A 22,611-nucleotide genomic window follows, 5' to 3' on the forward strand; every position below is an offset into this window, starting at 1 on the left:
GTCATACGCGGGCGCAGGGGGCCTGCCACACCATGAGCGTTGTCACCAACACGACCACCATCGGGGCCATCGAGCTGCCGAGCCGGCGGAACACCGAGCTCCTGCTGCTCGTCTTCGCCGTGGTCATCCCGATGTTCGCCTACGCCAACGTGGGTCTCGCGATCAACGGCAGCCTGCCGCCCGGCATGGTGCTCTACGGCCTCGGCCTCGGCTGCCTCGCCGGGATCGCGCACCTCGTCGTGCGCCGGTACGCCAAGTACGCCGACCCGCTGCTGCTGCCGCTGGCCACGCTCCTCAACGGTCTGGGCCTCGTCCTGATCTGGCGCCTGGACCAGTCGGAGCGCCTGCAGAACCTGGCGAAGCGGTCCTTCGGCACCTTCTCCCCGTCGGCGCCCCGCCAGATGATGTACACGGCGGTGGCCATCGCCCTGTTCGCCGCCGTGCTGCTGATCCTCAAGGACCACCGCGTCCTGCAGCGGTTCACGTACATCTCCATGGCCGGCGCCCTGGTCCTGCTGATCCTGCCGGTCATCCCGGGCCTCGGCGCCGACGTCTTCGGCGCCAAGATCTGGATCAGCGTCGGCGGCTTCTCCATCCAGCCCGGTGAGTTCGCGAAGATCGTCATCGCGATCTTCTTCGCCGGCTACCTCATGGTGAAGCGCGACGCGCTCGCGCTGGCCAGCCGCCGCTTCATGGGCCTCTACCTGCCGCGCGGCCGCGACCTCGGCCCGATCCTGATGATCTGGGCGATGAGCCTGCTCGTCCTCGTCTTCGAGAACGACCTCGGCACCTCGCTGCTCTTCTTCGGCATGTTCGTGATCATGCTGTACGTGGCCACCGAGCGCACCAGCTGGATCGTCATCGGCCTGCTGATGTCGGTCGGCGGCGCCACCGTCGTCGGGGCCACCGCCAGCCACGTCAAGGCCCGCGTCACCGCCTGGCTCGACCCCTTCGCCTGCTACTCCACCTCCGGCGCCTGCGAGCAGGTCGGCCAGTCGATCATGAGCTTCGGCTCGGGCGGCGTCCTCGGCACCGGATGGGGCCAGGGCAACTCCGACCTCATCGGCTTCGCCGCCAACTCCGACTTCATCTTCTCCACCGTCGGCGAAGAGCTCGGGCTCGCCGGTGTGATGGCCTTCCTCCTGATCTACGGCCTGATCATCGAGCGGGGCGTCCGCACCGCCCTCGCCGCCCGCGACCCCTTCGGCAAGCTCTTCGCCATCGGCCTCTCCGGCGCCTTCGCGCTCCAGATCTTCGTCGTCGCCGGCGGCGTCATGGGGCTCATCCCCCTCACCGGCATGACGATGCCCTTCCTCGCGTCCGGCGGTTCCTCCGTCCTCGCGAACTGGATCCTCATCGCCGTCCTCATCCGGATCAGCGACACCGCCCGCCGACCGGCACCGGCCCCGGCCCCGTCCCCCGACTCCGAGATGACCCAGGTGGTCCGCCCGTCATGAACAAGCCCCTGCGCCGCATCTCGCTGTTCTGCGGGCTGCTCGTCCTCGCCCTGCTGATCCGTACGAACTGGCTGCAGTACGTCCAGGCCGAGGAACTCAGCACGCGCAAGGAGAACCGCCGGGTCCAGATCGCCCAGTACGCGACCGAGCGCGGCAACATCATCGTCAAGGGCGAGCCGATCACCGGCTCCGCGGTGACCGACGGCAGCGACTACAAGTTCAAGCGGACCTACAAGGACGGCGCGCTGTGGTCGCCCGTCACCGGGTACGCCTCGCAGGCCTTCGGCTCCACCCAGCTCGAATCGCTCGAGGACGGCATCCTCACCGGCAACGACGACCGGCTGTTCTTCGACCGCACCATCGGCATGTTCACCGGGGAGAAGAAGCAGGGCGGCAACGTCGTCACCACGCTCAACCCCGACGCGCAGCGGGCCGCCTTCAAGGAGCTCGGCGACAAGAAGGGCGCGGTCGCCGCCATCGACCCGCGCACCGGCGCCATCCTCGCCCTGGTCTCCACCCCCTCGTACGACCCCTCCAGCTTCGCGGGCAACTCCACGGCCGACGGGAAGGCCTGGAACGAGCTGAAGGACAGCGAGGACAAGAAGCTCGTCAACCGCGCCCTGCGCGAGACCTACCCGCCGGGCTCCACCTTCAAGGTGGTCACCGCGGCCGCGGCCCTGGAGCACGGCGTCGTCAAGAACATCGACGACCCGACGGACACCCCCGAGCCGTACATCCTGCCCGGCACCCAGACCAAGCTGCCCAACTCCCACACCGGGTGCGAGAAGGCCAGCCTCAACGAGGCCCTGCGCATCTCCTGCAACTCCGTCTTCGCGAACATGGGCGACAAGGTCACCCGCGACAAGATGGTGGAGACCGCGGAGAAGTTCGGCTTCAACAACGACAAGATCGACATCCCGGTCCGCGCCTTCGCCAGCATCTACGACAAGAAGATGGGCAAGGACGGCAACGCCCAGAGCGCCATCGGCCAGTTCAACACGGCGGCCACCCCGCTGCAGATGGCCATGGTCACCGCCGCGATCGCCAACGACGGCAAGCTGATGAAGCCGTACATGGTCGACCAGCTCACGGCCCCCAACCTGGACATCATCGAGAAGCACGAGCCGCAGGAGATGAGCCGGCCCCTCTCCGCCGCCAACGCGCAGAAGGTCCAGGAGATGATGGTCAACGTCGTCGAGAAGGGCACCGGCTCCAACGCCAAGATCAAGGACGTGAAGGTCGGCGGCAAGACCGGTACGGCGCAGCACGGCGAGGGCAACAAGAAGCGCCCCTACGCCTGGTTCATCTCCTACGCCGAGAACCCGGACGGCACCTCGCCCGTCGCCGTCGCCGTCGTCATCGAGGACAGCGAGGGCACCGCCCGTGACGACATCAGCGGTGGCGGTCTCGCCGCCCCCGTCGCCCAGGCGGTCATGAAGGCAGTGCTCAGCAGCCAGGGGTGACCAAGCAATGACGGGCCGGAGCGGAGTGACGCACCTCACTGAATTCCGCCCGGATCCGAGCGTACGGTACCGGTCCAGTATCAGCCTGTGGCCACGAACCGATCACGGACGATCGGCCGGTAGCCTTTGCGCGAACAGCACACCGCCGGACCACACACAGGTGCGGTCGGGACTGACGGAGAGGGCTGCAACGTTATGGAAGAGCCGCGTCGCCTCGGCGGCCGGTACGAGCTGAGCCACGTGCTCGGCCGTGGTGGCATGGCCGAGGTCTACCTCGCCCACGACACCCGGCTCGGCCGTACCGTCGCCGTCAAGACCCTGCGTGCCGACCTCGCCCGCGACCCGTCCTTCCAGGCCCGGTTCCGGCGCGAGGCCCAGTCGGCCGCGTCGCTGAACCACCCCGCGATCGTCGCCGTCTACGACACCGGCGAGGACTACGTCGACAACATCTCCATCCCGTACATCGTGATGGAGTACGTCGACGGCTCCACCCTGCGCGAGCTGCTGCACTCGGGCCGCAAGCTGCTGCCCGAACGCACCCTGGAAATGTGCATCGGCATCCTCCAGGCCCTGGAGTACTCGCACCGGGCCGGCATCGTGCACCGCGACATCAAGCCCGCGAACGTCATGCTGACGCGGACGGGCCAGGTCAAGGTCATGGACTTCGGCATCGCCCGCGCCATGGGCGACTCCGGCATGACCATGACGCAGACGGCCGCCGTCATCGGCACCGCCCAGTACCTCTCCCCGGAGCAGGCCAAGGGTGAGCAGGTCGACGCGCGCTCCGACCTCTACTCGGCGGGCTGCCTGCTCTACGAGCTGCTCAGCGTGCGGCCCCCGTTCGTCGGCGACTCCCCCGTGGCCGTCGCCTACCAGCACGTACGGGAAGAGCCGCAGCCTCCGTCGAACTTCGACCCCGAGATCACGCCCGAGATGGACGCCATCGTCCTCAAGGCCCTGGTCAAGGACCCCGATTACCGCTACCAGTCGGCCGACGAGATGCGCGCCGACATCGAGGCCTGCCTCGACGGCCAGCCCGTCGCCGCCACCGCCTCCATGGGCGCGGCCGGCTACGGCTACCCCGATCAGGGCCACGGATACGGGCAGCCCGGCTACGACCAGCCCACCACCGCCCTGCGCGCCACCGAAGGCGGCCAGACCGCGATGATGGCGCCGATGCCCCCGGGCGACGGCGGCTACGGATACGGCGACCAGGGCCACGGCGGCTATGACCAGGGCCCGAACCGCCGCCAGCAGAAGAAGAGCAAGGCCTCCACGGTCCTGCTCGTGCTGGCCGGCGTCCTCGTCCTCGTCGGCGCGATCCTCATCGGCCGCTCCCTCTTCAGCGAGACGGCCGACAACCGGCCCGCCGTGCCCAAGCTCGTCGGCCAGACCCTCGAACAGGCGCAGAAGAGCGGCGACAACGTCGGACTCAAGGTGGTCAAGGGCGGCGACGCGCCCTGCGACAACCAGCCCAAGGGCAACGTCTGCACGCAGGACCCGGCGGCCGACATCAAGGTCAAGGACGGTTCCACGGTCACGGTGACGGTCTCCTCGGGCGCGCCCAAGGTGCAGGTCCCCATCGTCACGAGGCTCACCTTCGAAGAGGCCGAGAAGACCCTGAAGGACAGGGGTTTCCAGGTCGAGCGCAAGACCGAGGAGTCCGACCAGACCCCCGGGCTCGTGCTGGAGCAGGACCCGAAGGGCGGCGAGGCGGAGAAGAACTCCGTCGTCAAGCTGACGGTGTCCAAGGAGCTGGCCAAGGCCGTGGTCCCGGAGCTCAAGGGCAAGACCAGGGACGACGCGGAGAAGGCGCTCAAGGACGTCAAGCTCAAGCTCGGCAGCGTGACGGAGGGCGAGCAGCCCGGAGCCGCTCCGGGGACGGTCGTCCTGCAGCAGTTCGCGGCGGGGCAGCAGCTCGAGGTGGGCAAGACGGTGAACATCACCATCGCCAAGGCCTCGACGGCGACCGTGGTGCCGAACTTCGCCGGCCGGACGCTGGGCCAGTACAAGGACGATCTGCAGCGCGCCAACCTGCGGGTCGGCATCGTCGGCGGCCCGACGGACGACAACGCGATCGTGGTGCAGACCAACCCGCCGCCCGGCACCCCGCTCAGCTCGGGGCAGCCCGTCAACATCGCCACCACCCAGGGCCAGCAGGACGGCGGCGGCCTCATCTCCGGCCTGACGGGCGGCAACGGCCGCAGGTAGTACGGAAGCCCGGAAGCCCGGCACACAGGTCCGGCCCTTCTCCCCCCGTCGTCGGGGGAGAAGGGCCGGACCTTTTCCGTACCCCGCCGCCGCGCGGCCGTCTGCGCCCCGCCCGGGACCGCTCGGGGCCCCGGTGGCCCCGGGGGCCCGCTGGGCCTCAGGAGGCGCCGCAGGAGCCCCTGGTGGCCCGTGGGGGCCTTCCTCAGCGCAGCTCCGCCGGCAGCGTGCGCTTCGCGTCCACCTTCTCCGTGCGGACCAGCTCGCCCCACACGATGTACCGGTACTTCGAGGTGTAGACCGGCGTGCAGGTGGTGAGGGTGATGTACCGGCCCGGGGCGGCCTTCCCCGACTCCTTCGGGACCGGGTTGATCACGTCGGTGTTGTACTTCGACGTCTGGCGCAGCTCCGCGAAGACCTTGTACACGTACCAGGTGTCCCGGGTCTCGAAGACGATCGCGTCGCCGTTCCTCACCTTGTCGATGTTGTGGAACTTCGCCCCGTGTCCGTCGCGGTGCGCGGCGAGCGAGAAGTTCCCCTTCTCGTCCCACGGCAGCGCCGACTTCACCGGCTCCGTGTAGTACCCGGCCACGCCGTCGTCGAGGACGTCCGGCGCCGTGCCCGGCTTGACGAGCACCTCGCCGTTCTTCATCGCCGGTACGTGCAGGAAGCCGACGCCGTCCTTGGTGTCCAGCGCCCCCGGCTCCGCGGGCCGGGCGGGTGTCTGCCACTGCTGGCGGACCTCGTCGCCCTTCGCGGAGGCCTGCCGGTCCGCGAGGACGTTCGTCCACCACAGCGAGTAGGCCACGAACAGGCCCAGCACCAGGCCCACCGTGATCAGGACCTCGCCCAGCAGGCTCAGGAAACCGGCGAGCACACTGCGGTTGCCGGCGGGCGGGGCCGCGGCGCGGCGGCGGGCTCGAGACACTGCTTGTTTCGTCCTTAACTGGTCAGCGCGGGCGGCGGACCCTGGCTGCGGGGCCGCTCCTCGGTCATCCTGCCCCATACGATCATCCGGTAGGTGCTGGTGAACTCCGGGGTGCAGGTGGTCAGCGTGATGTACCGGCCCGGGGAGGTGAATCCCGATCCTTCCGGCACCGGCTTGATCACCGCCACGTTCGTCGGCGGGGTCTGCGCGAGCGACGAGGTCATCTCGTACGTGTAGTACGCGTCCCGGGTCTCGACGACGACGGGATCCCCGGGCACCAGCCGGTTGACGTAGCGGAAGGGCTCGCCGTGGGTGTTGCGGTGACCGGCCACCGCGAAGTTGCCCTGCTCGTCCGAGGGCATCGCCGTCTTCAGCGCGCCCTCGCCGTAGTGCCCGACCATGCCCCGGTCCAGCACCCTGGGCTTGCTGATGCCTTCCGCCACCGGGACCTTCACGTCGAGCTTCGGGATGTGGAGGATGGCGAAGCCCTGGCCGGGCTCGAAGGCCGTCACCGGCGGCGCCGCGGCCCCGTCACCGCCCGGCGGGTGCTCCCAGGTCTGGCGCAGCGAGCCGGCGGCCCCGTTCGCCGCCCGCTCCGCCACGACGTTCGTGTACCAGAGCTGGTAGGCGACGAACAGCAGCATCACCAGCCCCACCGTGATGAACAGCTCTCCGCCCAGCCGGCTCGCGATGACCACCGGGCCGCCCGACGCCGGCCGCCTGCGCCGCCGTCCGCCCCGTCTCCGGGTGCGTCTGGCGGCCCGTTTCGCGGCCTCCTGAGCTGCCCTGCGTCGCGCGGCCCGGCCCTCCGTGGGCGCGGACGGCGCGACCGTCGTCACGCGACGGCCTTGCCCACCACCGGGGCCAGCCCCACCGAGCGCTCCACGGCACCCGCGTCACCGCACCGCACCAGCCAGTTCGCGAGCATCCGGTGGCCCCACTCGGTCAGCACGGACTCGGGGTGGAACTGCACGCCCTCGACGTCGTGCTCCCGGTGGCGCAGGCCCATGATGATCCCGTCCTCGGTGCGCGCCGTGACCTCCAGCGCGTCGGGCAGGGTGCCGGGCTCGGCGGCGAGGGAGTGGTAGCGGGTCGCGGTGAACGGCGAGGGCAGTCCCTCGAAGACGCCCAGCCCCTCGTGGATCACGGGCGAGGTCTTGCCGTGCAGCAGCTCGGGCGCCCGGCCGACGACGCCGCCGTAGGCGACGGCCATCGACTGCATGCCCAGGCACACGCCGAAGACGGGAACGGCCGTCCGCGCGCAGTGCCGGACCATGTCGATGCAAACGCCCGCTTCCTCGGGCGTGCCCGGCCCGGGGGACAGCAGGACCCCGTCGAATCCGTCCTGCGCGTGCGCGAGCTCGACCTCGTCGTTGCGCAGCACCTCGCATTCGGCGCCGAGCTGGTAGAGGTACTGGACCAGGTTGAAGACAAAGCTGTCGTAGTTGTCGACAACCAGAATGCGCGCGCTCACGGAGTGGCTCCCGATCCCTCGTCCACCGTCACATCGTTGAACGGCAGGAGCGGCTCGGCCCACGGGAAGACGTACTGGAACAGCACGAAGACCACCGCGAGGACCAGTACGAGTGAGATCAGTGCGCGGACCAACGCGTTGCCCGGCAGGTGCCGCCAGATCCAGCCGTACATGCCGCCTGTTTCCTTTTCGTCCACATTCGTTCAACGCACCGCGGGGGCGGTACGCGAACAGACTAAAGCCAGCGGCCCGACGGGGAGGGTCACCCGGACAAACCCTCCGGCCGGCCCTGCCCCACGGCGCGGGTCCCGGTCAGCTCCGCCCAGACGACCAGCCGGTGGCTGTGGCCCCACTCCGGATCGCAGGTCGTCAGGGTCAGGTACCGGCCGGGCGTGGTGAACGGCGACTTCTCCGGGACCGGGGCGACCACCCCGACCTGCGTCGGCAGCGTGCGCAGGGGCCCGCCCCGCACGGCGTACGTGTACCAGGTGCTCTCGTCCTTGAGGATGACCTCGTCCCCCGCGCGCAGTTCCGGGAAGTCCTTGAAGGGATCGCCGTAGGTGCGCCGGTGGCCGGCCACCGAGAAGTTCCCGGGGGCGCCGAGGCGGGCGGTGCCGGCGTAGTGGCCCAGGCCCTTCTTCAGCAGCTCGGCGTCCGTGCCCTCCAGGACGGGCTTGACCCAGTCCGGTCCGAAGCGCGGCACGTACATCTCGGCGAAGGCCCGGCCGGCGGGATAGGGGGGCGGTTCGGCCGGTCCGGCCGGCTCGGCGGGTCCGCCCGGCTCGGCGGGGGCCGCCGGCGGCGCGGACGGCGCGGACTGCGGCGCGGCCGCCGGGGCCGCCGCCGCCCAGCGGTCGCGCAGCCCGGCCCGCTCCCCGTCCATGGCCCGATCGGCCTTGACCCCGGTCCACAGCAGGACGTACGCGACGAACAGCACGATCAGCGTGCCCGCCGTCAGGCACACCTCGCTGAACGTCCGTACCACCAGGCGCAGTACGACGTCGCGACGGACCCGCTCACGGGGTGGGAGCCACCGGCTTCGCATAGTGGAGGTCCACTGTGCCGGAGTAGCCCGGAAGAGTCAGCGCCTTGTGCTCGTCCACTTTCCAGCCGAGCCCGTACGCGTTCACGTACAGCTGGTAGTTCTGCAGGGCCGGCGAGGCGGCCAGGGCCTTCTTCAGCGCGTTCGGATCGCCGACCGCCGAGATCTTGTACGGGGGCGAGTAGACGCGGCCCTGGAGGATCAGGGTGTTGCCCACGCAGCGCACCGCGCTGGTGGAGATGAGCCGCTGGTCCATGACCTGGATGCCCTGGGCGCCGCCCTGCCAGAGGGCGTTCACCACGGCCTGCAGGTCCTGCTGGTGGATCACCAGGTCGTTGGGCTGCGGCTCGGGCACGTTGGGGATGCGGGCGGTGGCGTTCGGCGGGGCGTCGTTGAGGGTGACCGTCAGCCCCTTGCCGGACAGCTCCTCGGTGCCCGAGGCCGCGCGCAGGGCGGCCAGCTTCGCGTCCTCGGCCTTGGTGCTGCCGTCGTCGCGGTCGGCGAGGGCGTCCACCCGGCGGCGGGCCACGCCGGTGCTCTGCTCCAGCTCCGCGTTGTCCTGGCTGCGCTCCTTGATGAGGTCCGACAGCTTGAGGAGCGATGCGTCCGTCCGGATGTTCGTACCCTTGGAGGTGTTGAAACTGGTGACGAAGAGCAGCCCGGCCAGGGCGAAGACGGCGGCCGTCAGCAGCCGGACCGGCCTGGCCCGGCGACGGGGACCCGCGGAGGAGTCGTCGGAATCGCTCAACGTACCCTTCTCCTTCAACGCCACAGGTCCACTACGCTAACGGACGCCCGGGGCAGGCAAGGTCCCCAGCGCATCGACAGGAGAGCCCCTCGTGCCGAAGTCACGTATCCGCAAGAAGGACGACTACACGCCGCCGCCCACGCGGCAGCCGCAGAGCATCCGGCTGACGAACCGCAGCTGGGTCGCCCCGGTCATGCTGGCGTTCTTCCTGATCGGACTCGCGTGGATCGTCGTCTTCTACGTGACCGAGACCCAGCTGCCGATCGAGGCACTGGGCAATTGGAACATCGTGGTCGGTTTCGGCTTCATCGCCGCGGGATTCGGTGTGTCCACGCAGTGGAAGTAGCACTTCTCGACCGCTGACGGAAGCTCTCCCCATGAGTTATCCACAGCGTCATCCACAGCTGAGGAAAAGACAGAAGATCTGTGGATAACTCTGTGGAGAGTTGACGCCGGTGTGATCAGGTGAGTTCCGCCGTGCGGGCCAGGATCACCGCCGCGACCAGCAGGAACACCCCCGCGCAGGTCCCCCACTGGATGAGTGCGCGGGTCCTGCCGGCGGCGGGCGTGAGCATGCCCAGCGCTACCAGGGCTCCGGTGACCAGGCCACCCACGTGGGCCTGCCAGGACACGCTGAGGCCGGTGCCGAGCGGCGCGAAGGTCAGCAGCAGCATCAGCGCGACCATGACGAGCACCGGGCGCATCTCGTACCGCAGCCGGCGCACCAGCACGACCGTGGCGCCCAGCAGGCCGAAGATCGCGCCGGACGCGCCGAGGGTCGGGGTGTTCGGCGCGGTCAGCAGATAGACGAGGGCGCTGCCGCCCAGGCCCGACAGCAGGTAGACCGTCAGGTAGCGGGCCCGGCCCAGGGCCGCCTCCAGCGGGCCGCCGATGACCCACAGGCCGATCATGTTGCCCGCGATGTGCCACAGCGCGGTGTGCAGGAACACCGAGGTCAGCAGCCGGTGGTACTCGCCGGTGGACACGCCCTCGATGGGGCCGGGTACGTACGCGGACTCCCGGTAGCGGCCGATCAGCTCCAGCTGGACCGCCAGGGCCGGGTCGATCGCGCCCACCAGGAAGACCAGGACGTTGATCCCGATGAGGATCTTGGTGACGAGGTGGGGGTCGGAGGCGACCACCCCGCCCGCGATGGTCCGCGGCGCGTTGGCGGTCGGCCGGTGCCCGGTGCCGGAGCCCTCGCGGACGCATTCGGGGCACTGGAAGCCGACCGAGGCGCTGATCATGCAGTCGGAGCAGATGGGGCGCTCGCACCGGGTGCAGCTGATCCCCGTGTCGCGGTCCGGGTGGCGGTAGCAGCCCGGCAGACGGTCGGTGTCCATCGGTTCCCTCGATCAGCGGCGAGGCAGGGGGGCGCCCCGCCGGTCCCGTATGCCCCATCACTTCATACGCATGCAGGACGGACGGGCGGGGCGGAAAGGTTCCCGGGGCCGTCAGCGCCTCTCGACGACCACGGACTTGATGATCACGTCGTCCAGGGGACGCTCGGTGCGCGGGTTGGTGGCGCTGCCGGCGATGGCGTCCACGACCTTCTGGGCGGCCGGGTCGGTGACCTCGCCGAAGATGGTGTGCTTGCGCGTCAGCCAGGCGGTGGGCGCCACGGTGATGAAGAACTGCGAGCCGTTGGTGCCCGGGCCCGCGTTGGCCATGGCGAGCAGGTAGGGCTTGGTGAAGGCCAGGTCGGGGTGGAACTCGTCGGCGAACTGGTAGCCGGGGCCGCCGGTGCCGTTGCCGAGCGGGTCGCCGCCCTGGATCATGAAGCCGCTGATGACACGGTGGAAGACGGTGCCGTCGTACAGCGGGTCCGTGGTCTTCTGGCCGTCGGTGGGACGGGTCCACTCCCGGGCGCCGGTGGCGAGCTCCACGAAGTTCCGGACGGTCTTCGGAGCGAAGTTCTCCAGCAGCTCGATCTCGATGTCGCCGTGGGTCGTCTTCAGGGTGGCGTAGAGCTTCTCGGCCACGGATCTGCCTTCCATAGTCATCACTGTCGGTCCAGATGGTCGCACGGAGCGCTCCACAGCACTGAAATCCTCCACCCGTATGCCCTGTCACGCATGCCTGTCGGCTATAGGAGAGGCATGATCCGACGAAGGGTGGAAAGGTGAACTGTGTCCGCCACCGAGGAGGAGGATCCCCGTGACCCGCAAGGACAGCGTGCGCCTGGCAGCCGAGAGCGCCAGGGAAAGTTTCCTGCACGCGGCGGAAGTGGTGGCACCGTACGCGGAATCCGCCAGGGACGCCGCGGTGCACTACGCCCAAGAAGCCAACGAACTGCTGGCGCCGAAGGTGTCGTACGCGGCCGACGCGGCCGCCCGGCAGGCGCGTACGACCTACGACAGCCATCTGCATCCCCGGCTCAAGGCGGCGCGCGCGCACGTGCCGCCGAACGTGGACCGGGCCGCGACGAAGGCGGTGCACCAGACCCGCGTCGCCGCGCGGCAGGCCGCCGACTACACCCAGCCGCGGATCGAGAGCGCGCTCGCGGCCGCCACGCCGGTGGCCGAGGAGGCCGCCTCGCGGTCCGCGGCGGCCTTCGCGGCGCTGCGCGGCCAGATCTCGGCCAAGGAAGTGCAGAAGCTGGTGCGGCGCCACGAGCGGCGGGAGCGCTACAAGGGCCTGCTGAAGGGTGCCGTCGTGGTCGGTGTGCTGGCCGGCGCCGCCTTCGCCGCGTGGAAGTGGTGGGACCAGCAGTCGAACCCGGACTGGCTCGTCGAGCCGCCGGCCGCCACGGAGCTGTCGACGCAGGACGCCGCTCCGGCGAGCTTCGACGACGAGCTCGCGGCCAAGGAACGCGAGTCCGGTCCGGCCGCGGACGACACGCAGCGCTGAGCGGCGCGGACACACGGAAGGGGCCCGGATCCGGCTGGATCCGGGCCCCTTCCGCGTGGATGCTCAGCCGGGGAGGGTGAGGACCATGCCCGGGCGGATCAGGTCGGGATTCGACCCGACGACACCCTTGTTCATGGCGTAGAGCTCCCGCCAGCGGGCCTCGTTGCCCAGCTCGCGGCGGGCGATCGCGGAGAGCGAGTCGCCGGGCTTGACGGTGTACGTGCGCTTCTTCGCGGTGGCCCCCGGCTTGGGCATCGGGGCCGCGGGCACGGCCTTGTGCGCGGCCGATGTGGGGGAGGGGGTGTGTGCGGCGCCCGCCGGCGCGGCGGGCGCGGGACCGGGCTTCGGCATCGGGGCGGGCTGGGGAGGGGCCGGCACGGCCTTGTGCGCGGCGGACGTGGGGCTCGGGGTCGCGGGGGCGGGCGTGGGCTTCGGCTTGGGCGGTGCGGCGGCCGCCATCCGCTCGGCGGCGGCCCTGGTGACCGCGGCGGCGTCGGCGGCCGAGCTCGCGGAAGGTGTCGCACGCGCGGCCGACTGCTGCTCCACCTGCTCCTTCGCCTTCTCGGCGGCCTCGTGTTCCTTCTTCTTGTCGGACTTCAGGAAGTCGAAGAGTCCCATGTGCGTACGCCTCCGGCGTGATGGTGCCCCCCTGGGCTCGGTGCCTTCCCCCACTGTCGGACACGGGGCGCCGGGCGGCCCTGTGACGGGGCCGTCCGGGGGACCTCCGGCGGTGCCCCGGCCGGCGGCCGGGAACAGGGCGGGAAGGGACCGGGAACGCGCGGCGCCAGCATCGTGGGACACGATGGAGGAGACTTCTGTGATCATCAACCAGTCCGCGGAACGGGTCGTGCTGGTCAGGCCCGGGCCAGGGCTCGTAAACGCCGCGGTCGTGGCGGGCCTGGACGTCTGGGTGGTGGCGGACATCGGCCCGTGTCCACCCCGGGCACGGCTTCCCGCCGAGCTGCCGCCGCAGCGACTCCTCCGGGTGGACTTCGACGACACGGCCGCGCTGCGCGCCCTGTTGTCGGACACGGTCGTCGAGCACGGCATCGGGCACGTCCTGTACCTCGCGAGCGATCTCGAGAAGGGTCTCGGCAGCGGGGCGGCGGCCGCCGCCGAGGAAGTGCTGCGGGAACTGCCCGCATGCCGGGAGACCCCCTCGGGGCAGCTGCCGGACGTGGTGACGATCCGGCGGATCCTCAACGAGAGCCGGACCTCGGCCGTACGCGCCGAGGAGGCGAGGTCCGTCGCCGAGGCGCGCTCGCTGGCGGAGGACTTCCCGCTGCCGGTGGTCATCAAATCGGCGGACAAGGCGGGCTGTTGGTGGACGGTTCCGGTGCACGACCGGCCCGCACTGGACCGGTGGGCCGAACAGGCCGTCACCGCCCGCCATTCGGCCCCCTATCTGGTCGAAGAGCTCTTGACGGGAGCCAAGTTCCGTGTGGAGACGCTGACGGTCGACGGAATGCACCTCGTCGCCGACATCACCCCCGAGGGGAACGCCGTACCGCTGCACGAGACGGAGCAGGCCGGGATCCGCGCGACGGTGCGGGCCCTGCTGGATCTGGCCGGCTACGAATCGGGCACCACACGGACGGACGTGCTGGTCAGCGCGCGGGGATCGCGGATCGCGGCGGCCACCGAGCCGGACCGGGAACAGGCCGGTAACGGCCGTTCCCGGCCCGCGGCCAGGAGCGGGATCGAGAGGGGAACGGACCGGTAAGGGCCTCGGCCAGTCTGTGTCTTGTCGAGAGCGGCCACCGCACCACACGGGAGCCGCACCGGTACACAACCTGGGGGTTCAACACATGCGCAGCAAGCTGGCCGGACTGATCGGGATCTTCGCGGCGACCCTCGTGATCGGCGTCGGTGTGACGGTCCAGTCCGCGGACGCCGGTCAGCCCTCCGGGTACGAGGTCCTCGCGGACGACAAGGGCCCCGGCGCCCCCTCCCCGGGCCCCACCACCCGCTGAGCAGCCGCTTCCCGCGCACCACGCGGATGTGCCCCGCACCGGATTCCGGTGCGGGGCACATCCGCGTGCCGGGTCAGTACGTCCGGCGGTGCTCCGGAAGACCCATGAACTCGAATAACTCCTCGACGGCCGCGCGGTGTCCGGCCGCCTCCGGGGAGCGGCCGAGCGCCTCCGCCGCACGGGCGAGGCCCACCAGAGCGGACGCCTCCTCGGCCCGGAAGCTCATCGGGGCCGCGATCTTGTGGGCGTGGGCGTGCAGGTCCAGCGCCTCCTCGTACTCCCCCCACGTCATGTGGAGCTGTCCGAGGACGTTCTCGACCTTGGCGAGCCGGATCGGGGCGCCGCTCGCACGGCCGAGGAACAGGGCCCGCTCGGCGAAGGAGCGGGCCTGCGTGCCGTCCCCCCGCTCCTGCGCCACCTGGGCGGACACCGCGAGCACCAGGGCGACGTCACCCGACGACCTGGTCTCGTCGCACAGGTCGCGGGCGCGCTTGAGGGTCTCGTGCGCGTCCGTGTAGTCGCCGAGGCCCACCTGGGCGAAGGCCAGATCGGCCAGGGCCACGATCTCGTTGCTGCGGTAGCCGAGGTCGCGGCCGATCCCGATCGCCCGGCGGGCGGCCTGGGCCGCTTCCGGGTAGCGGCCCCACCGCTCGTACAGCGTGCTGAGGGTGGTCAGGTTCTCGGCCTCCGCGCGCGGGTTGCCCAGCTCCCTGGACATGGCGAGAGAGCGCTCCAGAAGGGGCAGCGCCTCCCCGTACCTCCCGAGCATCGACAGCAGCAGCCCGATGGTCGATTCGCTGTGCGCCTCGGTGTGCCGGTCCCCGGCGCGCATCGCGGTGTCGCGCGCCTCCCTGGCCACCTCCAGCCCTTCCTCGAAGCGGCCGAGCTTCCAGCAGGCCGCGCCCAGATTGGCGAGGCTGATGCCGAGGAGCGCCGGATCGTCGAGCCGGCGGGCGGCGGCGACCGCGAGGTGGCCGACGCTCCAGAACTCGTCGAGCTGTCCGCGCGCGTGCAGGTGGAAGCCGACGTTGCGGCTCAGGCAGGCCGCGTACCGGTCGTGGCCGGACCGCTCGGCGAGGGAGACGGCGGCCAGCAGCCCGGCCTGCTCCCGGTCGAACCAGCTCACGGCCTGCTCGGCCAGCGTGAAGGTCGGCCGTTCGCCCTGGTAGGGCGGGATGCCGGTGGGCCGGCGCTCGCGACCGGGGAACAGCACCTCGCAGGCCGCGTTGGAGGTGGTCAGGTAGTAGCCGAGCAGCCGCTCGACGGCCGCCGCGTCGTCCTCCGCCGTCGCCGGTCCCCGCAGGCTCTGCGCGAAGCTGCGCACCAGGTCGTGGAAGGTGTAGAGGCCGATGTCGGGCTGCTGCACCAGGTGGACGTCGAGCAGGAACTCCAGGGCGTCCTCGGCGTCCCGGACGGCCGTGCCGAGCAGCGCCGCCGCCGAGTACACGTCGGTTCCCGCGCACGGGTACAGGCTCAGGATGCGGAACGCCGTGCGGTACTCCTCGTCCATCGCCAGGTACGACAGGCGCAGGGTCGCCGCGACGCTGCGCTCGCCCGAACTCAGCTCGTCCATCCGGCGTTTCTCGTCGCGCAGCCGCTCGACCAGGTAACGCACCGTCCAGCGCGGCCTGTTGCGCAGCCGGGCAGTCGCGATCCGCAGGGCCAGCGGCAGGTGTCCGCACAGCTCGGCCAGTTCGGCGGAGGCCTCCGGTTCGGCGGCCACGCGGGTCGTGCCGAGCGTCTCGGTCATCAGGCTGGTGCTGTCCTCGGGCTCCATCACCCCGATCGACACCCACTCGACGCCGTCGAGGTCCAGCAGCCGTCCCCGGCTGGTGATCAGGACCAGGCAGCCGGGCGAGGCCGGCAGCAGTGGCCGGATCTGCGCGGCGTCGACCGCGTTGTCGAACAGCAGGAGCATCCGCCGGCCGTCCAGCTTCGAGCGCCACAGGGTCGTGCGGCCCTCCAGGTCCTCGGGGATCCGGTCGCCCGGCGTACCGACGGTCCGCAGCAGGCTGTCGAGCGCGCTGGCCGGTGACACGGGCTGGCCGCCCGGGGTGAATCCGTGCAGGTCGATGTGGAGCTGCCCGTCGGGATACCCCCCGGCCAGGCGGTGTGCCGCGCGGACGGCCAGGGTGGTCTTGCCCATGCCGCCCATGCCGTCGATGGCCACGATCCGGGAGTACCGCTCGGCGCCCCGGCCCTCGTCCTGTACGTAGTCGAAGAGTTCGGCCAGTTCCTTGGCGCGGCCGGTGAAGTCGGGCAGGTCGTACGGCAGGGTGCATGGGGCGTCGGCCGGCCCGGCCGGCCCCGCCGGCGCCCCCGGCTCCCCGGGAACCGGATCCGGCGACCCGGCCGCCGCGGGCTCGGCGGCCGCCCGTACGGGAACGGCCGGCTCGGGCGCCTGCGGTACGGGGGCCGCCCGCTCGGCCGGCTCCTGACGTACGGGCGGGGCCGGTACGGGCGCCACGGGTACGGGCTGCGGGCGCTCGGGCGCGGCCAGCTCGGGGCTGTCCCGCAGGATCGCCTCGTACAGCCGGGAGAGCCGCGGTCCCGGATCGATCCCGAGCTCGTCGACGAGGAGCTCGCGGACCTCCCCGTACTCCTTGAGCGCCTCGGCCTGCCGGCCCGATCGGTACAGGGCGAGCATCAACTGGCCGCGCAGCGTCTCCCGCAGCGGATGCTGGGTGATCAGCGCGCGTAGCCCGGAGATGAGCTCGCCGCTCTCGCCCAGTGCCAGGCACAGCTCGAAGCGCTGCTCGGCCGCGGCCAGCCGGCGCTCCTCCAGCGCGGTCGCCGCGGCCTCGATCACCGGCCCGCCCGCGCCGGACAGCACCGATCCCCGCCACAGCGCGAGAGCGGCCCGCAGGTACTCGGCGGCCTCGGACTGCCGGCCCTCCCGCACGGCCTGGCCCGCCGCCCTGGTCAGTGCGTCGAACTCCAGCAGGTCAACCTGGTCGTCCGCCACCACCACGCGGTATCCGGGCCCGTCGGTCGCGATCACCGCGTTGCCGGCCGGTATGCGCCGCCGCAGATCGGCGACGGCCTTGCGCACCTGGTGCGCCGCGGTCACCGGCGGGTCCTTCTCCCAGGTCGCCTCGACCAATCGGGCGACGGGCACCACCCGGCCGGTCTCCAGAAGGAGCATGCACAGGACCCGTTCCTGAATCGCTCCCCCCAGCCTCAGCCGGACTTCTCCGTCCCACCCCTCAAGCGATCCGAGCACATGGAAACGCGGTCTTCCCCCCACGGGATCCGCGCTCCGTCTCTCCCCGGATTCCGCATCCGCCCCCGGCATCTGCTATCCACCCCCCAAGAACACGACCCCTGGCCAGGTCATGTCACCCGGATCATAGGGGTTCCCCCTAGCACGCGGTAAGCATCCGGTAGCAGATCGGGAATGGCGACACGGACAGTTCATGGGCAGGCCGCAGGAGCTGGCAGGACACAGAACGAGTGCCAAAGGAGCAAGGTGTGGGAAGACTGGAGCGACCACTGGCCCCCGATGCCGGACCAGTCACCGCGTTCGCCCGGGAGTTGCGCAGGCTGCGGACCGCGGCCGGCAGTCCCGGTTACCGCGACATGGCCACACGGGCCATGTTCTCCGCCTCGGTGCTCTCCGACGCGGCCGCCGGATACCGCCTCCCGACCCTTCAGGTGGCCCTCGCCTTCGCGGAAGCCTGCGGCGGGGACCGCGCCACCTGGGAGCGCCGCTGGCACGAGGCGGCGCGCGCCGACGGCGACGAGGGCGCGGCCCGCCCGGCGGCCAAGGCCGTGCAGCAGCACCAGGAGAACGAGCTGCGCGCCGCCGACGTGCGCGCCGTCCTGCCGCCGCCCGCCCAGCTGCCGATGGAGGCTCATCCCCTGGTGGGACGGATCGAACTGCTCCAGCGAGCCCGCGCGCTGACGGCCCCCTCCTACGGCGAACAGCGCCCGTCGGGACCGCTGCTGATAAGCGGTCAGGTCGGCGTCGGCAAGTCGGCCTTCGCCCTGCGGCTCGCCCACGAACTGGCGCCCGGCCTGCCGGACGGACAGCTCTACGCGAACCTGGACCCGGCCGCCGACGGACGCAAGGACGCGGCGGGAATCGCGGGCGGTTTCCTGGAGGCGCTCGGCATCCCCGCCGACCGCATCCCGAACGATCCCGGCCAGCGCATCGGCCTGTACCGCTCGCTGCTCCACCGGCGCCGGCTGCTCGTGGTGCTGGACGGTGTGCAGCACGAGCGGCAGGTACGGGAACTGCTCACCGCGGCGCCCGAGAGCCGTATCGTCATCACCAGCCGCTCAAGGCTCCTGGGACTGGACGGAATTGGCCGGATCAGGCTGCCCGCCCTGGACCGCGACGAGTCCATGGAGCTGCTCGCCCGACTGATCGGCGAAGACCGGGTCGGCACCGAGCCGCGCGCCTGCCTGCGTCTCGCCGACGCGTGCGGGGACCTGCCGCTCGCGCTGAACCTGGCCGGCCGGCGCATCGCGGCCCGGCCCGAGTGGATGCTGCAGGACTCCGTGGCCGAGCTGCTCGGCGAGGGACGGCGGGAACCCGGCCGTTTCCTGGGCCGGCTGCAGGTCGGCGACGACAGCCTGGGCAGCCGACTGGACAGCGCCTACCGGCTGCTGACCCCGTGGGCCCGCCTGATGCTGCGCCAGTTCGCCGTCTCCGAGAACCCGCCCTCCGTCGACAACGTGGTGTACGAGTCCACGGACGCGCTCGCCGTCCTGGTCGAGCGCTCCGCCCAGCCGGTGGAGGACCTCCTCGAACGCCTCCTCGACGCGGGCCTGGTCGAACACTCCGATCTGCCGGGGCAGTACGGGCTGACGCCGATGGCCAGGGCGTTCGCGCTGGCCCAGCCCGACCCGACGGAGGAGGAGCAGGTGCCCGTGGCGCGCTCCGAGGTGCTCGCGCGGGTCTCCCGCTAGTCCGCGGCCGCCCACCGGGAGGCGCCCCGCAGCTCCCGCTGCGGGGCGCCTTCGCGCGTCGTCCGCTCAGGCGTCGGAGCGCCCGGGGCCCTGCCTGCCCGCCGCGTGGGTGATCGTGAGGTAGAGGTGTTCGTCGAGGATCTTGGCGAGGGAGATCCCGGCCCGTCCGATGTCGGCGCACAGGGTCCGCTCGTCCGCGTCGCCGCCCTCCGCGAGCGCCGCCCGTGCCCAGGTCCGGCCGGTCTCCAGGTGGCGGGCGAAGGCGGCCCCGTCCCGTACCCCGTAGAGCCGGTCGGCGATGGCCGCGTCCCACGGCATGACCGAATCGGGACGCAGGGCGTACAGCGCCTTGGACGCGGCGGTCGGGCCGAGGCTGCGGCGGCCGATCGGCAGCGCGGCCAGTTCCTCGTAGGCCCGGGCGAAGCGGGAGATCTCGCGGGGGGTCAGCCGGGACAGCGGCGCGTGCGGCAGGGGGTGGCGCTCCCACCAGGCGGCGAGCCCGGCGCCGAACAGGTCGGGTTCCCCCTCCCGCGGGTAGCGGATCCGGCAGCCCCAGGAGTTCAGCCAGCGGTGCAGGGCGGTGCGGTGGGCGGCCACGGCGAGGTCGAGACCGGGCGCGGTCTCCTCGCGCAGCGCCAGCCAGCTCCGGTCCACCCCCGCGAAGCCGTTGAAGACCTCGGCCGAGGCCCGCAGTTCGGCCAGGGTGGGGGCGGGCGGGGGCGGCGGCGCGGCCGGGGCCGAGTGCGCGCGCGCCACCTTGGCCGGCACCACCATCCGCCAGGCCTCGGTGACCAGTTCCGTCAGCTCCTCCAGGTCCAGGGCCGCCATCCTGGCCTCGACCCAGTTGAAGCGCAGATCGGACTCACGGGGCATGAGGAACTTCGCCGGTTCGGCGGCGACGAGCGCCGCCCGCTCCTCCTTGGGGAAGGCGAAGCCCAGCTCGGTCTCGTCCCGGGAGAGCGCGAGGTAGACGATCTTCCCGATCCGGAACTTCACGCGGTCCCGGATCAGGTGCTCCTCGGTCCTCGGCAGGCTGAGCGCGAGCCCGCGCACGTCGTCCGTCGTGACCACCGTGTCCTCCTTCGGTTCCACCCTCGGCCGCCCGCTCACCGGCCCGCGAGCTGCGGGGCGAGCGCGTCGAGCGGCGGCCCGTCGAGCGCGCCGAGCCCGATCAGCGACGGGAGCCGGCCGGTCAGCCGGTCCGCCAGCGACCGCGCGATGAGCGGCGCGAACTTGAAGGATGTGCCACCGCAGGCCGCGTACGCGTACGCGTCGCCGCCGAGGGCGACCACCAGCGGTCCGCCGGTCTCGGAGAAGGAGGAGTAGTAGGCGTCCTTGGCGGCGGTGACCCAGGCCGGGCCGAAGCCGGGCAGCAGGTCCCCGAACTCCTTCTCCAGCCGGCGCTGCCAGTACGGATCGGTGGCGTGGTCGGTGAGTTCGTCCACCACCCGGCAGGCGGTGGCCGAGGTCAGCTTGAGGGCCGTGCCCGCCACCGGCGGGATCAGCCAGGCTCCCCCCTTGGTGCCGAGCGCGGGGATGGCCGGGGTGGACGCCCAGGCCTGCGCCTGCTGCCGGGGCACCCGGCAGTAGAGGAGGGACTGGCGGAAGAGCGTGAGCCGTTCGGCGATGCCCTCCGGCATCAGCCCTCGGGACCAGGGGCCCACCGCGACCAGGACCGCGTCGCCGTGCAGCACCCGCCCGTCCACCAGCCGTACGTTGCCGCTCTCGCCGTCGACGGCGGTCACGGCCCGGTGCTCGATGAGCTCGATGCCGGACTGCCACTTCAGCCAGCCGACGCACGCGGCGAGGACCCGTTCGGCGAGCAGGACCCCCGCCTCGTCCTCGAGTACCGCGCCGAGACCGCCGTCCACGCGCAAGTGCGGATAGCGGTCGGACAGGCCGGCCGCGGTCAGTTCGCTGACGCTGCCTCCGGCGTTGCCGAGCATCGCCGCCGCTTGCGCCGCCGCCGCGGGCGGCAGCACGGTGAGGGCGCCGACCTGCTCGTAGAAGCGGGTCAGGAAGAGCTCTTCCAGTTCGACCCAGCGGTGGTGCGCGCGCAGCGCGGCCGCCGTGGCCTGCGGATCCGAAGGGTGCAGGGCCCGCAGGATCCGGTGCTGGTCGAAAGAGGTGGCTCTGCTGTGCGGGATGGGGCCTTGGTCCACGACCGTGACCTTGTGTCCGTCGAGCACGCATTCGACTGCCGTGAGCAGGGCGATCACACCGCCGCCCACTACCGTCACCCTCGCCGACATCACACACCTCCTTTCCGTGTTCCGGTGCCGACGGGTCAGCTGTCGAGGACGATCGTGGTCAGTGCGGCGGCCTTGGCGAGGTGCTCCTCGCAGCCGGGGCGGTCGTCGCCGGCGCAGATCACGTTGGCGTACCGGCTGAGGTAGCCGTCCGGCGGCAGCAGCAGCGTCGTCCCGGGCCCGACCATGACGTTCGCCTCCAGCAACCCCGGGCTGTCGGACGCGGCAGGCACGTCGACCGAGCGGACGGTGCCGTTCTGGGGCGGGTAGAGGAAGCGGATGCCCACGGTGCGGGACCGGGTCGGTGTCCACTCGGGGCGGGTGCCGGTCGCCACTTCCGCGGCCACCTCGCCCGGCTCGATGCCGGTGGCGAGACTGCCCAGGTACGGGATGAGGTCGCCGCCCAGCCGGGCGTTCACCTCGATGATCACCGGCCCGCGGGAGGTCAGCTTCACCTCCGTGTGGGTGATCCCGTAGCCGACTCCCAGTTCCCGGTGGGCGTCCCGCAGGATGCCCAGCAGTTCCTCGTCGGCGAGGAGTGGGTCGGTGGCGCTGACCACGTGCCCGGTCTCCTCGAAGTAGGGCTCCAGGCCCACTTCCTTGTGCGCGAGGAAGAGCGGGGTCCACTCGCCGTCGAAGACCACGCCGTCGATGCTGATCTCGGGCCCGATCACGCACTCCTCGACCAGGGCGCCGCCCTCGTAGTCGCTGTTCCCGCCGTGGCCGGCGGCGTCGGCGACCTCGAAGGCCGCGCGGACCGCCTCGGGGCGGTCGACCCGGATGACGCCGATGCTCGCCCCCATGCCGCGGGGCTTGAGCACGACCGGGTAGCCGAAGGAGTCGGCCGCCGCGAGCGCCTGATCGGCGTCGGTCACGTAGGCGAAGTGCGGCTGGGGCAGTCCGGCGGCGGTCAGCAGCTGCCGGGTGTTGTGCTTGTTGCGGCAGTTGTCGGCGCCCCGCGAGGTCAGTCCGGGCAGGCCGAGCCGCTCGGCTATGAGCGCGGTGGTCACCACGAGCGTCTCGTCGTAGCTGAACACCCCCACCACCCGGTGTTCGGCGGCCACCGCCTCGGCGGCCTTGATCAGCCCTGCCTGGTCGGGCACCAGGCGTTCCCGGTCGAGCAGCCCGACGGTGGTCGAGCCGATGACGTACTCCTTCTGCCAGGTCGGGTCCACCGCGTCCAGGATCCAGATCGGGCGCCGGCGGGCGGCGCCCGCGAGCAGGTACTCGCGGTAGGCGCGCTGTCCGCTGCCGACCAGGATCACCACGCCGTCATCGGTCGTCTTGGCGTCTTCCGTCATCTTC

Annotated in this window: 20 protein-coding genes and 1 pseudogene; 8 read left to right on the forward strand and 13 right to left on the reverse strand. The window is 71.5% G+C overall.

Annotated elements, in window-relative coordinates; translation table 11 throughout:
- Positions 1-32 precede the first annotated feature (32 nt).
- The 3 genes from IF88_RS0104810 to pknB all read left to right on the forward strand — a co-directional run bounded on the left by IF88_RS0104810 (position 33) and on the right by pknB (position 5,131).
- Entirely contained in the window at positions 33-1,457 is a 1,425-nt protein-coding gene (locus IF88_RS0104810) for an FtsW/RodA/SpoVE family cell cycle protein (RefSeq protein WP_030707604.1), read from the forward strand.
- Positions 1,454-2,920, forward strand: a complete 1,467-nt coding sequence (locus tag IF88_RS0104815; protein ID WP_030707606.1) for a peptidoglycan D,D-transpeptidase FtsI family protein — start codon at positions 1,454-1,456, stop codon at positions 2,918-2,920. Before IF88_RS0104810 ends, IF88_RS0104815 begins: the two co-directional genes overlap by 4 nt.
- A gap of 195 nt (positions 2,921-3,115) precedes the next feature.
- Positions 3,116-5,131, forward strand: a complete 2,016-nt coding sequence (gene pknB / locus IF88_RS0104820; RefSeq protein WP_030707612.1) for a Stk1 family PASTA domain-containing Ser/Thr kinase — start codon at positions 3,116-3,118, stop codon at positions 5,129-5,131.
- Positions 5,132-5,333: 202 nt separating this feature from the next.
- On the opposite strand, the gene IF88_RS0104825 is transcribed toward pknB, so the two are convergent.
- From IF88_RS0104825 to IF88_RS0104850, 6 genes and pseudogenes are all read right to left on the reverse strand, one after another.
- Positions 5,334-6,056 (reverse strand): class E sortase, encoded by a 723-nt coding sequence (locus tag IF88_RS0104825; protein WP_030707614.1) that lies wholly within the window; start codon positions 6,054-6,056, stop codon positions 5,334-5,336.
- Between the two features lie 14 nt (positions 6,057-6,070).
- Positions 6,071-6,910, reverse strand: a pseudogene (locus tag IF88_RS40035) (class E sortase); the annotation flags it as partial.
- The gene (locus IF88_RS0104835) at positions 6,892-7,530 is read right to left on the reverse strand and encodes an aminodeoxychorismate/anthranilate synthase component II (RefSeq protein WP_030707619.1); all 639 of its coding nucleotides are present in this window, start codon (positions 7,528-7,530) and stop codon (positions 6,892-6,894) included. The gene IF88_RS0104835 and the pseudogene IF88_RS40035, both read right to left, overlap by 19 nt.
- Positions 7,527-7,703 carry a hypothetical protein gene (locus IF88_RS47180; protein WP_030707621.1) on the reverse strand — a complete coding sequence of 59 codons (177 nt, stop codon included), beginning with the start codon at positions 7,701-7,703 and terminating at the stop codon, positions 7,527-7,529. The genes IF88_RS0104835 and IF88_RS47180 overlap by 4 nt, the downstream gene beginning before the upstream one ends.
- 89 nt (positions 7,704-7,792) lie before the next feature.
- Positions 7,793-8,575 carry a class E sortase gene (locus IF88_RS0104845; protein ID WP_051836469.1) on the reverse strand — a complete coding sequence of 261 codons (783 nt, stop codon included), beginning with the start codon at positions 8,573-8,575 and terminating at the stop codon, positions 7,793-7,795.
- A complete protein-coding gene (locus IF88_RS0104850; protein WP_030707623.1) occupies positions 8,547-9,320 on the reverse strand; it encodes a DUF881 domain-containing protein in 774 nt (257 codons plus the stop codon). The genes IF88_RS0104845 and IF88_RS0104850 overlap by 29 nt, the downstream gene beginning before the upstream one ends.
- Positions 9,321-9,411: 91 nt before the next feature.
- Between IF88_RS0104850 and crgA the strand changes: the two genes are divergently transcribed.
- Complete coding sequence (gene crgA / locus IF88_RS0104855) at positions 9,412-9,666, forward strand: cell division protein CrgA (protein WP_030383881.1); 255 nt, start codon at positions 9,412-9,414, stop codon at positions 9,664-9,666.
- 115 nt (positions 9,667-9,781) lie between these two features.
- Here the strand turns inward: crgA and IF88_RS0104860 are convergent, their stop codons facing one another.
- Positions 9,782-10,663 carry a rhomboid family intramembrane serine protease gene (locus IF88_RS0104860; RefSeq protein WP_030707625.1) on the reverse strand — a complete coding sequence of 294 codons (882 nt, stop codon included), beginning with the start codon at positions 10,661-10,663 and terminating at the stop codon, positions 9,782-9,784.
- 111 nt (positions 10,664-10,774) lie between these two features.
- Complete coding sequence (locus IF88_RS0104865) at positions 10,775-11,302, reverse strand: peptidylprolyl isomerase (protein WP_030707627.1); 528 nt, start codon at positions 11,300-11,302, stop codon at positions 10,775-10,777.
- Between the two features lie 175 nt (positions 11,303-11,477).
- Between IF88_RS0104865 and IF88_RS0104870 the strand changes: the two genes are divergently transcribed.
- Positions 11,478-12,170 carry a DUF5324 family protein gene (locus tag IF88_RS0104870; protein WP_030707629.1) on the forward strand — a complete coding sequence of 231 codons (693 nt, stop codon included), beginning with the start codon at positions 11,478-11,480 and terminating at the stop codon, positions 12,168-12,170.
- Between the two features lie 63 nt (positions 12,171-12,233).
- On the opposite strand, the gene IF88_RS48985 is transcribed toward IF88_RS0104870, so the two are convergent.
- Positions 12,234-12,788, reverse strand: coding sequence for a LysM peptidoglycan-binding domain-containing protein (locus tag IF88_RS48985; RefSeq protein WP_051836471.1), 555 nt, complete (start codon positions 12,786-12,788; stop codon positions 12,234-12,236).
- Between the two features lie 184 nt (positions 12,789-12,972).
- On the opposite strand from IF88_RS48985, the gene IF88_RS46425 reads away from it, so the two are divergent.
- Entirely contained in the window at positions 12,973-13,893 is a 921-nt protein-coding gene (locus tag IF88_RS46425) for a hypothetical protein (protein WP_158754289.1), read from the forward strand.
- Positions 13,894-13,978: 85 nt separating this feature from the next.
- Positions 13,979-14,143, forward strand: a complete 165-nt coding sequence (locus IF88_RS46430) for a hypothetical protein (RefSeq protein ID WP_158754291.1) — start codon at positions 13,979-13,981, stop codon at positions 14,141-14,143.
- 73 nt (positions 14,144-14,216) lie between these two features.
- Here IF88_RS46430 and IF88_RS0104890 read toward each other — a convergent pair whose 3' ends face one another.
- Positions 14,217-17,438, reverse strand: coding sequence for a BTAD domain-containing putative transcriptional regulator (locus tag IF88_RS0104890; RefSeq protein WP_078892719.1), 3,222 nt, complete (start codon positions 17,436-17,438; stop codon positions 14,217-14,219).
- Between the two features lie 176 nt (positions 17,439-17,614).
- On the opposite strand from IF88_RS0104890, the gene IF88_RS0104895 reads away from it, so the two are divergent.
- The gene (locus tag IF88_RS0104895) at positions 17,615-19,057 is read left to right on the forward strand and encodes an NB-ARC domain-containing protein (RefSeq protein WP_107050472.1); all 1,443 of its coding nucleotides are present in this window, start codon (positions 17,615-17,617) and stop codon (positions 19,055-19,057) included.
- A 66-nt stretch (positions 19,058-19,123) separates the two neighbouring features.
- Here IF88_RS0104895 and IF88_RS0104900 read toward each other — a convergent pair whose 3' ends face one another.
- From IF88_RS0104900 to IF88_RS0104910, 3 genes are read right to left on the reverse strand one after another with little or no spacing between them, the layout of a single operon-like run.
- Entirely contained in the window at positions 19,124-20,128 is a 1,005-nt protein-coding gene (locus IF88_RS0104900; RefSeq protein WP_030707641.1) for an MmcQ/YjbR family DNA-binding protein, read from the reverse strand.
- Positions 20,129-20,163: 35 nt separating this feature from the next.
- Positions 20,164-21,309, reverse strand: a complete 1,146-nt coding sequence (locus tag IF88_RS0104905; protein WP_030707642.1) for an NAD(P)/FAD-dependent oxidoreductase — start codon at positions 21,307-21,309, stop codon at positions 20,164-20,166.
- A gap of 35 nt (positions 21,310-21,344) precedes the next feature.
- On the reverse strand, positions 21,345-22,607 hold the full coding sequence (locus IF88_RS0104910) for an ATP-grasp domain-containing protein (protein ID WP_030707644.1): 1,263 nt from the start codon (positions 22,605-22,607) through the stop codon (positions 21,345-21,347).
- Positions 22,608-22,611: the final 4 nt, after the last annotated feature.

It is taken from the genome of Streptomyces sp. NRRL F-2580 (assembly GCF_000720115.1).
Classification (GTDB): Bacteria; Actinomycetota; Actinomycetes; order Streptomycetales; family Streptomycetaceae; genus Streptomyces.

Excerpts from the sequence above, each read along its gene's own strand:
- IF88_RS0104810 (WP_030707604.1), top strand. The coding sequence starts at position 33 with ATGAGCGTTGTCACCAACACGACCACCATCGGGGCCATCGAGCTGCCG.
- IF88_RS0104815 (WP_030707606.1), top strand. The coding sequence starts at position 1,454 with ATGAACAAGCCCCTGCGCCGCATCTCGCTGTTCTGCGGGCTGCTCGTC.
- pknB (WP_030707612.1), top strand. The coding sequence starts at position 3,116 with ATGGAAGAGCCGCGTCGCCTCGGCGGCCGGTACGAGCTGAGCCACGTG.
- IF88_RS47180 (WP_030707621.1), bottom strand. The coding sequence starts at position 7,703 with ATGTACGGCTGGATCTGGCGGCACCTGCCGGGCAACGCGTTGGTCCGC.
- IF88_RS0104845 (WP_051836469.1), bottom strand. The coding sequence starts at position 8,575 with ATGCGAAGCCGGTGGCTCCCACCCCGTGAGCGGGTCCGTCGCGACGTC.
- IF88_RS0104860 (WP_030707625.1), bottom strand. The coding sequence starts at position 10,663 with ATGGACACCGACCGTCTGCCGGGCTGCTACCGCCACCCGGACCGCGAC.
- IF88_RS48985 (WP_051836471.1), bottom strand. The coding sequence starts at position 12,788 with ATGGGACTCTTCGACTTCCTGAAGTCCGACAAGAAGAAGGAACACGAG.
- IF88_RS46425 (WP_158754289.1), top strand. The coding sequence starts at position 12,973 with ATGGAGGAGACTTCTGTGATCATCAACCAGTCCGCGGAACGGGTCGTG.
- IF88_RS46430 (WP_158754291.1), top strand. The coding sequence starts at position 13,979 with ATGCGCAGCAAGCTGGCCGGACTGATCGGGATCTTCGCGGCGACCCTC.
- IF88_RS0104890 (WP_078892719.1), bottom strand. The coding sequence starts at position 17,438 with ATGCCGGGGGCGGATGCGGAATCCGGGGAGAGACGGAGCGCGGATCCC.
- IF88_RS0104905 (WP_030707642.1), bottom strand. The coding sequence starts at position 21,309 with ATGTCGGCGAGGGTGACGGTAGTGGGCGGCGGTGTGATCGCCCTGCTC.
- IF88_RS0104910 (WP_030707644.1), bottom strand. The coding sequence starts at position 22,607 with ATGACGGAAGACGCCAAGACGACCGATGACGGCGTGGTGATCCTGGTC.